This is a genomic window from Maribacter sp. 6B07, from assembly GCF_002700155.1.
In the GTDB taxonomy this organism is placed as follows: Bacteria; Bacteroidota; Bacteroidia; order Flavobacteriales; family Flavobacteriaceae; genus Maribacter; species Maribacter dokdonensis.
The window spans coordinates 997,472-1,013,327 of sequence record NZ_PDUT01000001.1; the positions used below are offsets into that span (position 1 = coordinate 997,472).

Annotated in this window: 10 protein-coding genes and 1 tRNA gene; 4 read left to right on the forward strand and 7 right to left on the reverse strand. The window is 39.3% G+C overall.

The window, feature by feature from the left end; all coding sequences use genetic code 11:
* Window position 1 precedes the first annotated feature (1 nt).
* From CSC80_RS04225 to CSC80_RS04255, 7 genes are all read right to left on the reverse strand, one after another.
* Window positions 2-2,059, reverse strand: coding sequence for an FN3 associated domain-containing protein (locus CSC80_RS04225; RefSeq protein ID WP_099189988.1), 2,058 nt, complete (start codon window positions 2,057-2,059; stop codon window positions 2-4).
* Window position 2,060: 1 nt separating this feature from the next.
* A complete protein-coding gene (locus CSC80_RS04230; RefSeq protein ID WP_099189990.1) occupies window positions 2,061-2,867 on the reverse strand; it encodes a chitobiase/beta-hexosaminidase C-terminal domain-containing protein in 807 nt (268 codons plus the stop codon).
* Complete coding sequence (locus tag CSC80_RS04235; protein ID WP_099189992.1) at window positions 2,864-3,898, reverse strand: 6-bladed beta-propeller; 1,035 nt, start codon at window positions 3,896-3,898, stop codon at window positions 2,864-2,866. The genes CSC80_RS04230 and CSC80_RS04235 overlap by 4 nt, the downstream gene beginning before the upstream one ends.
* A complete protein-coding gene (locus tag CSC80_RS04240; RefSeq protein WP_099189994.1) occupies window positions 3,898-5,391 on the reverse strand; it encodes a DUF1501 domain-containing protein in 1,494 nt (497 codons plus the stop codon). Before CSC80_RS04240 ends, CSC80_RS04235 begins: the two co-directional genes overlap by 1 nt.
* Before the next feature lie 2 nt (window positions 5,392-5,393).
* On the reverse strand, window positions 5,394-7,745 hold the full coding sequence (locus CSC80_RS04245; protein ID WP_099189996.1) for a PSD1 and planctomycete cytochrome C domain-containing protein: 2,352 nt from the start codon (window positions 7,743-7,745) through the stop codon (window positions 5,394-5,396).
* Window positions 7,746-7,933: 188 nt separating this feature from the next.
* Window positions 7,934-8,461: a ribosome maturation factor RimM gene (gene rimM / locus CSC80_RS04250; protein ID WP_099189998.1), complete on the reverse strand. Its 528-nt coding sequence runs from the start codon at window positions 8,459-8,461 to the stop codon at window positions 7,934-7,936.
* A gap of 13 nt (window positions 8,462-8,474) precedes the next feature.
* A complete protein-coding gene (locus CSC80_RS04255) occupies window positions 8,475-9,038 on the reverse strand; it encodes a 30S ribosomal protein S16 (protein ID WP_091607202.1) in 564 nt (187 codons plus the stop codon).
* Between the two features lie 354 nt (window positions 9,039-9,392).
* Here CSC80_RS04255 and dnaE point away from each other — a divergent pair, with 354 nt between their 5' ends.
* From dnaE to CSC80_RS04275, 4 genes are all read left to right on the forward strand, one after another.
* Window positions 9,393-13,829 carry a DNA polymerase III subunit alpha gene (dnaE, locus tag CSC80_RS04260; protein WP_099190000.1) on the forward strand — a complete coding sequence of 1,479 codons (4,437 nt, stop codon included), beginning with the start codon at window positions 9,393-9,395 and terminating at the stop codon, window positions 13,827-13,829.
* A 212-nt stretch (window positions 13,830-14,041) separates the two neighbouring features.
* Complete coding sequence (gene trxA, locus CSC80_RS04265; RefSeq protein WP_027065108.1) at window positions 14,042-14,359, forward strand: thioredoxin; 318 nt, start codon at window positions 14,042-14,044, stop codon at window positions 14,357-14,359.
* 124 nt (window positions 14,360-14,483) lie between these two features.
* Complete coding sequence (locus tag CSC80_RS04270) at window positions 14,484-15,413, forward strand: DUF58 domain-containing protein (RefSeq protein ID WP_099190002.1); 930 nt, start codon at window positions 14,484-14,486, stop codon at window positions 15,411-15,413.
* 72 nt (window positions 15,414-15,485) lie between these two features.
* Window positions 15,486-15,559: transfer RNA gene (locus CSC80_RS04275), tRNA-Asp, on the forward strand.
* The last annotated feature ends 297 nt before the right edge of the window (window positions 15,560-15,856 follow it).

Below are 15,856 nucleotides of genomic sequence, written 5' to 3' on the forward strand. Positions count from 1 at the left end.
TTTAATTCAGCACCACTTCATCAATGAAAATCCAGCTTTTACCACCAGGATCAGTGTGCCAATCAGGGTTTTTCAAGGGACTCTTAATGGATAGCTTTACATACTTTGCTTGGGTGGTAGGTATGTCTAAATCGAAAAAAGTGAGTTTCACCTCGGCATTGGGTTTCTCTTCTCCCATATCTTTTCTCCCTACTTCCTTAAAGTTAGTACCATCATTGGAAACCGATACCACAAAAGATGTGGGGTAAAAAATCCAACTTGCAGGTGCCGACAATGCACCAATAGATACTTTTGAAATGGTGTTCTGCTCTTTCAGCTCTACCACGGCATTCAAGTGCTTTCCTTCAAAACCCAACCAGTTACCATCTACAAAATTGGTAGACCCACGCTTTTGATCCATTAAAGTTTTACCCTTTTTCCCTTGATACTTATCATTGGGCACCGTTAATAAATCTACATCGGCATAGGCTATATTGTTCTTAATAAACGTTCGTTCGGTAATGTTGCTTGGCTCCCATTCTTTTTTTGCAGCAATCGCTTTCACATTTGCCGTTGTCTCTAATGTGATCGCACCATCATACTTCAAGGAAGATTCCGTGGGCTCAGAGCCATCAAGCGTATAGTAAATCTCAGTACCATCAAATAGGCTTTCAATAGCTATGGTTAAACTATCACTAAAGAAACTACGGTCACTTATAATGGTGGGCGGGTCTAAAACGGTTGCCTTAAATACATCTTTCCCAATTTGCTGAATGGTCACTCCCGGTAAATTCTGCTGTAATTTTGCCAGTCCGTCTTCCGTAACATCAGTTTTCCATAAATAAATATTACGAAGCTTTTTGTTTTCCTTTAAATCAAGAACGATCTTATCGGTAACGGTGGTACCATATAAATTTAATGACTCTAACAGCTCAAGATCACTAAGATATTTCCCAATAGCATCGGTTACTTTAGTATGCTGTAACTTTAATTTCAACAGATTTTTAAACGGTTTCAATTCTGAGGCAAGATCATCGTTAAAATTGCTGAACCCTAAATCTAGTTCCACAATATTTGATGCATATTCTTCAAGCACTTCCAACGTATCGTCAGTAATAGAATCCATACTTGCCATATTCACCGAGAGCAATTGATTCTCACCAGATAAGGTTTGAACCGATATACCGGCGCGCCTAACATGTTGCAACCATTCTTGTGGCACTTCCATTGCTTCTTTCGTTAATACGGCAATTGCAGAAGTGTCTTGTTCCAATGAAGTTAATATTCCAGCTATATTTTCTTCTCTAGTCAGTTCATTTACTTTACACTCAAAGCAATTGTTATTTTCCATCCACCATTCAAGCAAAGCCTTTTCATTATCGGTCAATTGCACCTTACCTTTTGGTGGCATATGTTCATCATGATCTAAAGGCAGATGCACCCTTTCCAAGAACAAAGATTTTTCCTGACCTGAAATAGTGTCTAAAAGACTACCTGTATCACCACCTTTAATAATATCATTAGGTGAACCCATAAGCAAACCGCCTTTAGCCTTGCTTTCATTATGGCAGCTTACACATTTAGCGTCAAAAATAGGTTGTATGACTTGGGCGTAAACCTGAGCCTCTTCAATATTTGTAATGACAATAGCTTCTTTTTCATCTACAAATAAATAATCTTCTCCATGGGTCATATTACCACCAAAGTGACCGGTAAGGCTAATTAATGCCAATACCAATAAAAACGTTGGAATATAGGTTTTTCTAACCCACCCAATTTTACTTCGTTTTACCAAATAGAGAAGTACTGTTGTCACGGTAAACGCAACAGCCATCCACCTATGTAGAAAAAGGGAATCTTCATCATAACCACTTTCCTCTCCGAGCAACCACCCGGTACCCAGTGAAAATATTGCCGTAATACCCGCTACCAAAAGTGTAAATTCTACTACCTCAGCAAAAGATTCTTTTGACTTTAATCTACCATAAACCTCTAAAATAAAGGCAAGCATGATGATACCTATGGGCAGGTGAACAAAAAGCGGGTGCAGGTGTCCTATTTGTATTCCTAATTGAATCATGCTATTGTATAATTATTTCATCTATAAAAACCCAAGGCGTTGTTCCTTTTCCTTGGTGCCATGCTGGAATTTCGCTTAATGGATGCATTACCACATTCAACGTATTGTACATTCCTGTACTTACCGGTACATGTAAAAATGTGGGACTGTTAGGTGTTTCTTGTTCACTCTTTGCAAACGTCCTTTCTCCTATTAATTCCCCCTCATTAAAAACTTCAATTTTACCAGGTGCGAATATCCAGTTGGATTGATTGGTCAATACACTGACCACTATTTTATTGACCGTGCTATTCTTTTCTAGCTGAAGTGATGCCGTTATCTTCTCCGTTTGAAAACCCATCCACTGTTTATCCTCTGCAAATTGGGCACTTCCTTTTTTCAAATCCGATAATCCCATAGCACCCATACCTGAAAATTTCTCACTAGGGTCCGGTTTAATTGCTACCTGCTTAATAGCACTGTTCTTGGCAATCTTTACCACTTCTAACACAACTTCATCACTTTCTCTATAATCCGGATGAAACATTTTAGCCTTGATTACGGCACTTTCCTGTATTTTCAATGGTTCAGAAAACACCTTTGCGTTTTGATTTACCGAGCTGCCATCCAAGGTATATTTTATAATTGAATTTGGCATATCTATGCTGAAATTGAGCATAGTATACGAATCGAAAAATATGGACGACACTTGAACACGAGGGTTGGATAATTGAAATAAGGCTGTTGGTGCATGTTCCGTATGTTGAGAAAAACAGGCTTGGCACAATACTAGAATTATAGCTATTGAATAGAAAATTCTTTTGATCATATTCTATTCAGTTTTATAGGATACGTCTTCCCTGAATTCCACTGGGCAACATATAAATTATCTTCATCATCTACACATACATCGTGTGGATGCGTAAATATTTTAATGGATTGATACATAGGCTCCAAACCATTTTTCCCATAAACGGGTGTGCATCCGCCAGGTGCGGATATAAGTTTATTTTGCTTATCCAATATGGAGATAAATCCGGTGCCATCAGACCCATCACCAGACCAAATGGTTGCCAAATAAATGATATCATCCTTAATTACTGGTCTACAAATATATGCTCCGGGCAAATCTATACTTGCTATAAATTCCCCATCCATGGTAAACCGTTTCAACTTATTTTGCTGTCTTGCAGTTATTAAAAGTTCGGGAGATTTTCCATCTCTGGTATCTATACAAATACCATGGGCATTATTAAAAAGGTGATCTGCATCTCCTTTACCGCCAAAAGTTTGTAACAACTCCCCTTTGGCATTGTACCGCATAATGTATTGAGCGCCATAACCATCGGCAATATATACATCGCCATTTTCAGCAATAGCCGTTTCTGTGGGTATGTATTGCTCCTTGGCAGTATATTTTCCCGATTCCTTGGGATACGAAAAAACTTGTACCACCTTACCGTCTATGGTTGTCTTAATCACCTCATGCCTATTGTTATCCGCTATGTACAGAAAGTCCTCACCATTTTCAATATTCAATGTTAAACCGTGCGCACCGGGATAATCCGTTCCCCAAGTTTCCAACAATTTACCAGAACGGTCATAAACAATAACATTGTTCTTGGTATGGTTGGTTAACAATAAAATCCTGCCCTTGGAATCTTGTACCATTTCATGGCAATCGTTCACCGGATGGTAATTAGAATTCAATGCACCCCAGTTCAAATCTATTTTATACCGGTGACTACCATGACCAACAACGGCATCTTTATATTCCAATATACTTGCGCCCAAAGAAGAGCAAGTTAAAAGTCCCGCTGAGGCTGCGGCGGTATTTTTTATAAATGTTCTTCTCTGCATTACGATAAAATATCTTTAACCACATGACCTTCAACATCGGTAAGCCTAAATCGTCTACCTTGATATTTATAAGTAAATTTCTCATGATCAATACCCAACTGATGCAACATAGTAGCCTGAAAATCGTGAACATGCACCGGGTTCTTGGTTATGTTATACCCAAAATCATCGGTTTCACCATAGACAATACCCGGTTTAATACCACCACCTGCCATCCACATGGTAAAACATCTTGGGTGGTGGTCTCTACCGTAATTGGTATCTGTAAGCAAACCTTGGGAGTAATTGGTTCTACCGAATTCTCCTCCCCAAACCACCAAAGTATCTTCTAACATACCACGCTGTTTAAGATCTGCCACCAAAGCGGCAGACGCTTGATCCACATCTTTAGCCTGTTTTTCTATTGCTCCAGGAAGATTATCATGCTGATCCCAGCCCATGTGGTACAATTGTATAAAACGAACATCTTTCTCTGCCAATCGTCTTGCTAAAAGACAATTAGCTGCAAAAGTCCCGGGAATTTTAGCATCCGAACCATACATTTTATATATATAATCTGGCTCACCATCCGTATTCATAACATCTGGTACAGAAGTTTGCATTCTATATGCCATTTCATACTGGGCAATTCTACTTTGAATTTCAGGATCGTTAGATTCTTGGTAATGTTGATCATTGAGTTCTGCCAATTTATCAAGCATAGATCTTTTAACATCTGCCGTAGTTCCTTTGGGGTCATTCAAATATAAAACAGGATCTTTTGCCGCTCTGAACTGTACCCCTTGATGAAGGGAATGTAGAAACCCGTTACCCCATAGTCGCGTATACAACGGTTGCCCGTTAGGTCTACCCGAACCTCTTGACAGAAGCACCGTAAAAGCGGGTAAATTTTCATTCTCGCTACCCAGCCCGTAACTTAACCACGAGCCAATACTTGGTCTGCCCGGTTGCTGTGATCCCGTTTGAAAAAATGTTACCGCAGGATCATGGTTAATAGCTTCCGTATACATTGATTTAACAATACAGATATCATCTACAATTTTGGCGGTATAAGGCAAAAGGTCACTAATATAGGTACCATTTTTACCATACTGCTGAAATCCAAAATTAGAGCCCACCAAAGGAAATCTATCTTGACCGGAAGTCATACCCGTTAATCGTTGTCCGTTACGAATAGATTCCGGCAGATCTTCACCTCTACGTTTGTTTAAAAGCGGCTTATAATCAAACAGCTCCAATTGCGAAGGACCACCACTTTGAAATAAATAAATAACTCTTTTAATTTTCGATGGATGATGTAGCGAATCCAATACGCCCTTTACTCCAGTAGGTCCGCTATCTGCCGTATATAATCCGTTTTCACCTTTTCTAAATAAGTTTGCACCCAATAAGGAAGCCAATCCAATTCCACCAACTCCCAATGCAGCCTTTCCTAAAAAAGACCGTCTGTTTAAAATTAGCGACCGCTCTTCAACTATTTTCTTTTCGCTCATAATCAGCCTCTATTTATAGTTTCGTCTAAATTCAAAATTGTGTGTGCCGTTAAGGTCATTGCCACTAACTTTTCTTTGTTTAAACCCGTAGGTACTTCACTTCTGCCAATGCTTAAATACTCGCTTGTAGAAATTTCACCGTTCTCAACTTTCGACAGCATTTCAGTATAGTAATCGGTCAAAGACTGTATCTCCATCTCATTGGGCATACGCGAGGTCGCTTTGTAAAACAGGGTTTTTATCTGCTCGCTCTGCGCATTGGGGTTTGCCTCCATCTCACCTACGGCAGCTACCCTTGCGGCTTCAACTATTTGTGGATCATTTAATAATACCAAAGCTTGTAACGGGGTATTGGTCTCTTGCCTTTTAACCGAACAATAATCTCTTGAGCTACTGTCAAAAGTCATCATACTTGGTGGTGGAACGGTACGTTTCCAAAACGTATAAATACTTTTTCTATACACATCTTCACCCTCACTTAAGGTATAGGAAGCCGTACTACCACCACCGCCACCCGTAGTTTCTTCCCAGATACCTTCTGGCTGATACGGCTTAACACTAGGACCGCCCACTTCCCTATTCAGCAATCCGCTAAACGCCAAGGCTTGATCACGAATAGCCTCGGAAGAAAGTCGTAAACGAGAGGCGCGCGCCAAATATTTATTCTCAGGGTCTTGCTCCAATTTCTCGGGACTAGCCTTTGTATCTTGCTGATATGCCTCGGACATTGCAATGTATTTCAACATTTTTCTGGTATCCCAACCTTCAGTTTTGTATTTGATTGCCAGATAATCCAACAATTCCGGGTGTGTAGGCAACGAACCTTGATTACCAAAGTCGAAAGAAGATGCTACAATACCACTACCGAACATTCGCTGCCATAATCTGTTCACCGCAACCCTTGCCGTAAGTGGGTGCTTATCATCAAACAGCCATTTTGCCAATCCTAATCTGTTCTTCGGATAGTTATCAAAAGGTAAAATGGATTCCGGAGTATCTGGAAATACCTCATCGCCATATTGATCATAAATACCTCTTTTTAATATAAATGAAGACCTAGGCTGATCCATTTCTTTCATCACCATCACCGGCACCTCTTTCATCTCACTTTTCTCAAGGTTGATGAATCCTAGAATATCGCTCACTTCTTTCTGCGTCACTTTAATGTAAGGTTCGGGCAAATCCGCAGCATTATCCAACAAGCCTTTTTCAGGTATTGTGTTGAAGAAGCTATAAAACTGAAAGTGATCTTTTTGACTAATGGGATCATACTTATGGTCATGGCACCTTGCACATTCTAAGGTAAGCCCCAAAAACGCCGTACCCAGCGTGGTATTTCTATCCTCTACGTATTCAACCCGGTATTCTTCAGGAATCACCCCACCTTCGGCAGTTATCTTGTGATTCCTGTTAAAACCGGTAGCTAATATTTGTTCTAGATTGGCATTTGGCATTAGATCACCCGCTAATTGATAGGTAACGAACTGGTCATATGGCATATTCTCCTTAAAAGCGTGAATAACCCAATCTCGCCAAGGCCACATGGTACGTTCAAAATCATCTTGATACCCGTGGGTATCTGCGTATCTGGCAATATCCATCCATTCTGCAGCCATATTCTCGGCATAATCTACCGTTGACAGCAATGAATCTATAACCTCCTCATATTTTTCCTGTGAAGGATTAGCCGCAAATTTTTCTATTTGCTCTAAAGTGGGTGGCAATCCGGTTAAGTCAAAAGTAATTCTGCGCAATAGTTTTTCAATACTTGCCCGAGAACTAGGGCTCAACCCTTTTTCGGTCAATTTATTTAAGATAAAAGCATCTATTTCATTGCTGCCCCAAACTTTAGCACCATCATTTTCCGGTACTTCTTGCGGAGTAGGTGGTATAAATGCCCAATGCGTTTTATACTCGGCACCTTGTGCTATCCATTTTTCTAGAATAGCTTTTTCAAAATCCTCTAAAACCAGGTTAGATTCCGGTGGTGGCATGATCAAATTAGGATCATCACTGAAAATACGTTCTACCAAACTACTTTGAGCTGCATTACCGGGCACAATAGCCGCATGGTCTTTAAGTTCTCCTAAAGCCCTGTATGCTTCTTCGGCGGAGTGAAGGGATAGATCACCTTCAACGGCATTCTTATCCGGACCGTGACATATAAAACATCGGTCCGATAGAATAGGCTTTACATGAAAAGTGAAATCGATTTTTTCGGGTATGGCCGTTTCTTTATTGCCATCTTCCAGTGCAATTGTCTTATCAGCTTCAGAAGCACAACTGCATAATACACAGCTTGCAAAAACAAAAGCAGCAATGCTGAACAATTGGCTCATTACATTCTTGGTCATTGATGGTGGTTTTAAATCTGTAATGAACTTACAAACTTTACCATTTAATAACCGTTAAAATTCGACCAATAACAAAGCAAACAAGCTAAATAATATCAAAATTCGTAAAAATGAAATCGTTAAATATGATTATATTAAAAAATACCTGAAATACTTACAAAAACAGCAATAAGCAGTAGTGTTTGATTTTAAGACAGATACAGGTCTACTAGACCTTCTGGTGTAGTGACAAGAATACGCTTATTCTCACGATCTACCTTAGTGATGAAATCATCACTTATGGGTATTAATAATTGTGCGCCATCTTTTTCTACCTCAAAGAGCGCTTGTGCAGTTGTATCGTTAACACTTTGTATAATACCAATATCACCGTGAACGGAGTCGATCATAGCAAAACCGATAATCTCATGATAATAGAATTTGTTGCCGGTAAGTTTTGGCAATATGGAAAGGGGCAAATAAAGTCCAGATTTCATGATGCGATCTGCATCTGATTCTGATTTCACCTCTTCAAAATCTATACGAAGTAAGTTAGATTTATGAAGTCGGCATCTTTTAATAAAAAATGGAACCAGATTGTTTCCTAAAGAAACAAATACTGATTCCATATTTTCGTATATCTCAGGATCATCGGTATCTAGTTTAACCAATACCTCACCTTTGAAACTATATTTTGAAACGATATTACCTAGGTAGAAACAATCTTCCTTTCGCATCGTTTCTTAAAAATTATGCTTTATCGTCTTCAGCAGGAGCTTCAGTAGCTTGTTCTGGCTCACCAGCAGCTTCAACAGCTTCTACTTCCGCTTCAGCGTCTTCACCTTCTGGAGTCTCTGGCAAAGCTGCAGCGGCAGCTTCAGCAGCACGCTTATCGTTTACTTCTTTCTCAGCCTTTAATGCAGCAGCTCTAGCTTCTGCTTTCGCTTTATCCAATCCACCAACTTTATCGGCAATTGCAGCTTCTTTTTCAGTAACCCAAGCGTTGAATTTTTCTTCAGCTTGCTCTTCGGTCAATGCTCCTTTACGAACACCACCTAATAAATGATGCTTTAAAAGCACACCTCTATAAGAAAGAATAGCTTTAGCAGTATCCGTTGGTTGTGCTCCGTTTTGTAACCACTTTACAGAACTATCAACATCAAGTTCAATAGTTGCAGGGTTTGTATTAGGATTGTAGATACCTAATTTTTCCAAAAATTTACCATCTCTTTTAGCTCTTGCATCTGCAGCAACTACCCAATAGAATGGTTTACCTTTTTTACCGTGTCTTTGTAATCTAATTTTTACTGGCATATCACATTAATTTGTAGGGTGCCCGACCCCTGATTATTAATTCTAGTTTTTTAACTCGTTCGCCATCAATAAGCAAAGCCCATCTGAAAGCGGGTGCAAATATAATTCAAAATGCTGAATTGGCAACAATGATTTAAAGTTATTTGAATCAACAAACCCAAAATTCTTTTCAAGCTCTAAAAACACTCAAAGTCAATTATTTAAATCAGGAATAGCCCAAATAAAAATAGCTAAAAAATCACCCGTTGATAACTCTTAGCAACTACGTTTTCACCAACACCTCCTTTTTCGTAATTTTATAGGCACTTTTTAGGTCAAAATTCTGACCTCTTTTGAACACTCAGAAAACACGATATGTACCTTATTTTTGATACCGAAACCACCGGTCTTCCAAAAAATTGGAATGCCCCTATTACTGACACGGACAACTGGCCACGTTGTATACAGATCGCTTGGCAGTTGCATGATGAAATGGGTAATTGTATTGAACATCAAGATTATTTGGTGCGCCCAGACGGATTCAACATACCCTATGATGCTGAACAGATCCACGGTATTTCTACAGAACTTGCCGAGCAACAAGGTGTATCTCTTGCAGAGGTTTTAGAGAAATTCAACATTGCTATGTCCAAAACAAAATTCATTGTTGGGCAAAATGTTGGATTCGACGTGAATATCATGGGGGCGGAATTTCACCGTTTAGGTGTTGAAAACCCATTACAAGAACTTCCTGTTTTAGATACTTGTACAGAACACACGGCACAACTATGCCAAATACCCGGTGGTCGTGGTGGTAAGTTCAAATTACCCACATTGACAGAACTACATGAGTTTTTGTTTGGCGAACCATTTGGTGAAGCACACAATGCAACTGCCGATGTTGAAGCTACCACACGTTGTTTTCTAGAACTTATACGAAAGCAACAATATACCAAAGAACAATTAGACGTTCAACCCGATTATTTCAAGAATTTCTCCGAAGCTAATCCGCAAGAGATTCAACTTATCGGTCTTAAGCATATCAACCTTAAAAAAGCATCGAAAAAAATTGCCGATGCCCTATGGGAAAAAGATACGGGCGGAGTTTCACAAGAAGAAATACAGGAAAACCTTGCGACATTAGAAAATGCAAGTTTTGCGCATTTACATAACCACACGCAATTCTCTATTCTACAGTCCACCATTAGTGTTCCTGATCTAGTAGCCGCCGCCGCCAAGGCAAAAATGCCGGCAGTAGCTATGACGGACCATGCGAATATGATGGGCGCCTTTCATTTCGTCAACGGCGTACTCAATCATAACAAAGGAGTAGTATCCAGGAACGAAGCCAACCAAAAGCGCTATGAGGCTACCCAAAACGGAACGCTAGAAGAAGGTCAAGAACCTTTAGAGGAATTGCCCGAACCAGAACAGGAGATCACACCCATAATTGGTTGTGAATTTCAAGTATGTGAAGACCATACCAACAAATCTCAAAAAGACAACGGATACCAAATAGTCATGCTTGCCAAAAGCAAAAAAGGATATCTAAATTTGGCAAAAATGTCTTCAATAGCCTTTGTAGACGGTAAATACTACGTACCACGTATTGATAAGAAAATTGTTGAGCAGTACAAGGAAGACGTCATGGTACTTACCGGTAACTTATATGGTGAAGTTCCAAGTAAAGTCCTGAACGTAGGTGAAAATCAGGCTGAAGAAGCATTACTTTGGTGGAAAGAAACCTTTGGCGATGATCTCTATATAGAAATTATGCGCCATGGTCAAGAAGATGAAGACCGTGTGAACCAAGTTTTAATACAGTTCGCAAAAAAGCACAATGTCAAGCTCGTTGCTACCAATAACACATATTATGCAGAGAAAGAAAATGCCCATGCGCATGATATTCTTTTATGTGTAAAAGACGGGGAAAAACAATCAACTCCCATAGGTCGTGGTCGTGGTTACCGTTATGGCTTGCCCAACCAAGAATACTACTTTAAATCATCTGATGAGATGAAGGAGCTTTTTAAGGATATTCCTGAAGCCATCATCAATATTCAAGAAATTATAGACAAGGTAGAAACCTTTACCCTAGCACGTGACGTACTGTTACCTGCTTTTGATATTCCAGAAGAGTTTCAATTCGAAGAAGATAAATTAGACGGAGGCAAACGTGGTGAGAACAAATTTCTAAGACACATTACCTATGAAGGTGCTAAAAAGAGATATGGGGTGATTACACCCGAAATTGATGAACGGTTAGACTTTGAGCTCAAGGTAATTGAAAAGACCGGCTACCCGGGTTATTTCTTGATCGTGGAAGATTTCATAAGGGCGGCAAGGCAAATGGATGTATCCGTTGGTCCGGGTCGTGGATCGGCTGCGGGATCTGCAGTTGCCTATTGCTTATGGATTACGAATTTAGACCCTATTAAGTACGATTTACTTTTTGAGCGTTTCCTAAATCCGGATCGTGTTAGTATGCCCGATATCGATATCGACTTTGATGACGAAGGGCGAAGTCGGGTTATGGACTACGTAATTGACAAGTATGGATCTAACCAGGTGGCACAGATTATCACCTATGGTACCATGGCCGCGAAATCATCTATTCGAGATACGGCAAGAGCGCTTGATCTACCTTTAGGTGATGCGGACCGTATGGCGAAGTTGATCCCGAACATGTCCAAGCTGAAAAAAATTATCGGCATTGATGAAAAGGTACTCCGAAGCAAATTCAACAGTGAAGAACTCGAGAAGATAAACGAGCTTTTGAACATTTCCGAAGGCGACGGATTAGAATCTGAAACCTTAAACCAAGCGTACGTATTGGAAGGCTCTGTACGTAACACCGGTATTCACGCCTGTGGGGTTATCATTACACCAGATGATATAACCAAGTTCGTACCCGTGGCGCTTGCCAAAGATTCGGAAATGTACTGTACCCAATTTGACAACTCGGTAGTGGAAAGCGCAGGGTTGTTGAAAATGGATTTCTTGGGACTAAAAACGTTGACCTTAATTAAGGATACCGTTAAAATCGTAAAAGCCAAACATGGTGTTGAACTAGACCCTGAGAATTTTCCGCTGGATGATGAAAAAACCTATGAGCTTTTCCAACGAGGTGAAACGGTAGGTGTATTCCAATATGAATCTCCCGGAATGCAGAAACACATGAGATCACTAAAACCAACGGTTTTTGCCGATCTTATTGCCATGAACGCCTTGTACCGTCCTGGCCCAATGGAATACATACCAAGTTTCATTGCCCGTAAACACGGTACCGAAGAAATTGTATATGACCTTGACGCTTGTGAAGAATACCTAGCGGAAACTTATGGTATTACAGTTTACCAAGAGCAAGTGATGCTCCTATCGCAAAAGTTGGCAGACTTTACAAAAGGTGAAGCCGATGTATTGCGTAAGGCAATGGGTAAAAAACAGAAGCACGTACTAGATAAAATGAAGCCAAAGTTCATTGAACAAGCTTCAGCAAAAGGACATGCCGTAGATAAATTGGAAAAAATTTGGAAAGACTGGGAAGCGTTTGCAGCCTATGCCTTTAACAAATCGCACTCCACTTGCTATGCCTGGATCGCCTACCAAACCGCATATTGTAAAGCCCACTACCCTGCCGAATATATGGCCGCGGTACTGAGCAACAACATGAACGATATTAAACAGGTTACATTTTTCATGGAAGAATGTAAGCGCATGGGTCTAGATGTACTTGGACCAGATGTAAACGAATCTTACTACAAATTTGCCGTAAACGATGCCGGTGCGGTTCGTTTTGGTATGGGAGCGGTAAAAGGCGTTGGTCGTGGTGCCGTTGAAACCATAGTTGAAAACAGAAAAGATGCAGGGCCTTATAAATCTGTATTCGATTTTGCCAAACGAATAGACCTACGTGCAGCCAATAAAAAGGCATTTGAGAACCTTGCCGTTGCAGGTGGCTTCGATTCTTTTGGTACTACACATAGGGCACAATATTTTCATGATGAAGGTGACGGTATTACATTTCTTGAAAAAGTCATTAAATACGGTGCCAAGTATCAAGAAAACGAAAACTCTTCACAGGTAAGTCTTTTTGGTGACGCCAGTGAGGTTCAAATACCGGAACCCGTTGTACCACCTTGTGAAGAATGGGGGACCATGGAAAAACTCCGTCGAGAAAAGGAAGTAGTAGGTATCTATATATCCGGACACCCTTTAGATGATTTTAAAACGGAAATCAAAGCTTTTTGTAACGCAAATGTGGGCTGCGTAAACGATTTACCAACATATGTAAACAGAGAACTTACCTTTGCAGGAGTCATTACAGATGTACAGCATAGGGTTTCTAAAAACGGTAAAGGCTGGGCTGCGTTTACCATGGAAGACTATACGGACTCTTTTGAATTTAGAATATTTGGTGAGGAATACCTGAAATTCAGACATTTCTTAATGATCAATTCCTTCGCTTATGTAAAACTCTATGTCAGAGATGGATGGACAAATAAGGATACGGGAAAGAAAGGAGATCCTAGAATGCAATTCAATAGCTTTATGTTATTACAAGAAGTCATGGAAACCTATGCCAGAAAACTGACCATTAAACTTAATATTGCCGAGTTAAAAGAAGAAAAAGTCAGAACCTTAAAAGACACCTTTGACAGCCATAAAGGAGACCATGCCATTAATTTTATTGTCTACGAAATGGAAGAAAAAATTAAGGTGAATCTGAACAGCAGACGACAAAAAGTGCAGATTTCGAGCGAATTATTACAACTTTTAGAGCAACAAGACGTTCATTTTAAGCTCAACTAAATAATGTATTTATGGAGTATTAGGCTAAGAATATGCGTTTTACAAACATCATTACTGTAAATTATAACTTTTATTTAGCAGTAAAATGTAAGAAAATAGCCCTAAAAATTGATAAATTAGCTTGATACCCCTATAGGTAAAACGAATTGTTGGCACGTAAGGAAACAGAAGAATAATTGACTAAATTTGCATAATCAATAAAAGTAAATAAAATGGCATTAGAAATAACAGATGCTACTTTTGACGAGGTAGTTTTAAAAAGCGATAAACCTGTAGTAGTAGATTTTTGGGCAGCATGGTGCGGTCCTTGTCGTATGGTAGGTCCTATCATAGACGAAGTTAGTACTGAATATGACGGCAAAGCTGTTGTTGGTAAGGTTGATGTAGATGCAAATCAAGAGTTTGCTGCAAAATATGGTGTACGTAATATACCAACAGTTTTAGTTTTTAAAGACGGCGAGATAGTAAGTAGACAAGTAGGTGTTTCACCTAAGAAAGTGTACACAGACGCTATTGACGCAGCTTTGTAAGCAAACTGTATCACGTTATAATAAAATAAGTTAGAAGAGCCGGCAAATGCCGGCTCTTATTATTTGCAGTAATTTTAATTCTTTCCACTTATATAGTTCAGCCGTCTTCACTATCTTTAGTAATGTGAATCTACAATCAGAATTAAACAAATCGTCGTTATTCTCCAATTTAGAGCTACTTGCCAATCAAGTTGTAGAAGGCTTTATAAGTGGAATACACCGCAGTCCGTTCCATGGGTTTTCTGCGGAATTTGCGGAACATAAAATTTATAACAATGGCGAAAGTACCAAACATATAGATTGGAAACTGTTTGCCAAAACAGACAAGCTGTACACCAAGAGATATGAGGAAGAGACCAATTTAAGATGCCACATGATCTTGGATAACTCTGCTTCTATGTATTATCCTGAGGTAGACAATTTAAGTATAGACAACTTAAACAAAATTGGTTTTAGCGTCTTGAGTATAGCAGCGTTAATGAACGTACTTAAAAGACAACGAGATGCTGTTGGGCTTAGCATATACTCCGATGCTTATAACTATTACGCCCCAGAAAAAGGCAGCGAACGTCATTTTCAGATGCTTTTAGCCCAGTTAAGTAGTGTGGGTATGGCAAAGAATCCGCCTAAGGAGACCAAAACGTACACCTATTTACATCAAATTGCAGAGAATATTAAGCGTAGAAGTCTCATTTTTTTGTTTACCGATATGTTTCAGACCGAAAAAAATGATGCAGAATTGTTTGAAGCGCTACGTCATTTAAAATATAATAAGCATGATGTGGTTCTTTTTCACCCAATGGATAAACAGCGAGAAATCTTCTTCAATTTTGAAAACACCCCCAAGAGATTTGTCGATGTAGAAACTGGAGAACATTTAGACCTCTACGCAGACAACATAAAAGAATCTTATAATGAACGGGTTACAAATTACTTAAATGATATAAAAATGAAATGTGCCCAATATAAAATTAAATATGTGGACATAGATATACACCGAGATTTCTCTACAGTGCTCAATACTTTTCTTGTAGAGAGAAATAAGTTTCTCTAGTTTGAAAAAAAATAAAGAAAAATGTTTGTGCAATTGAAAATGCGGTGTATATTTGCACTCGCTAAACGCCACGGTCTGGTAGTTCAGTTGGTTAGAATACCTGCCTGTCACGCAGGGGGTCGCGGGTTCGAGTCCCGTCCAGACCGCAAATACAAATCCTAATTAGTTACTAATAACTAGTTAGGATTTTTGCGTTTATAGCGTGTACGGTATTTGTACGGTAAATCTTTTCCTAGCTAAAATTACACTCATATTATTTCTACAAGCTGTCCGTCCATAGAGACAAGATGATACAATTGGTAATTTTAAATACTCGATTATATCGGAGGCTATTCACAATTATCCAAGATTAGATATTCTATTGACCATCAACAGAAACTCCAAATTGTAAAAAAATCTACCTTATGTTATCGCAAGTATGTTGGTTAAGCAGCGTAATTTTC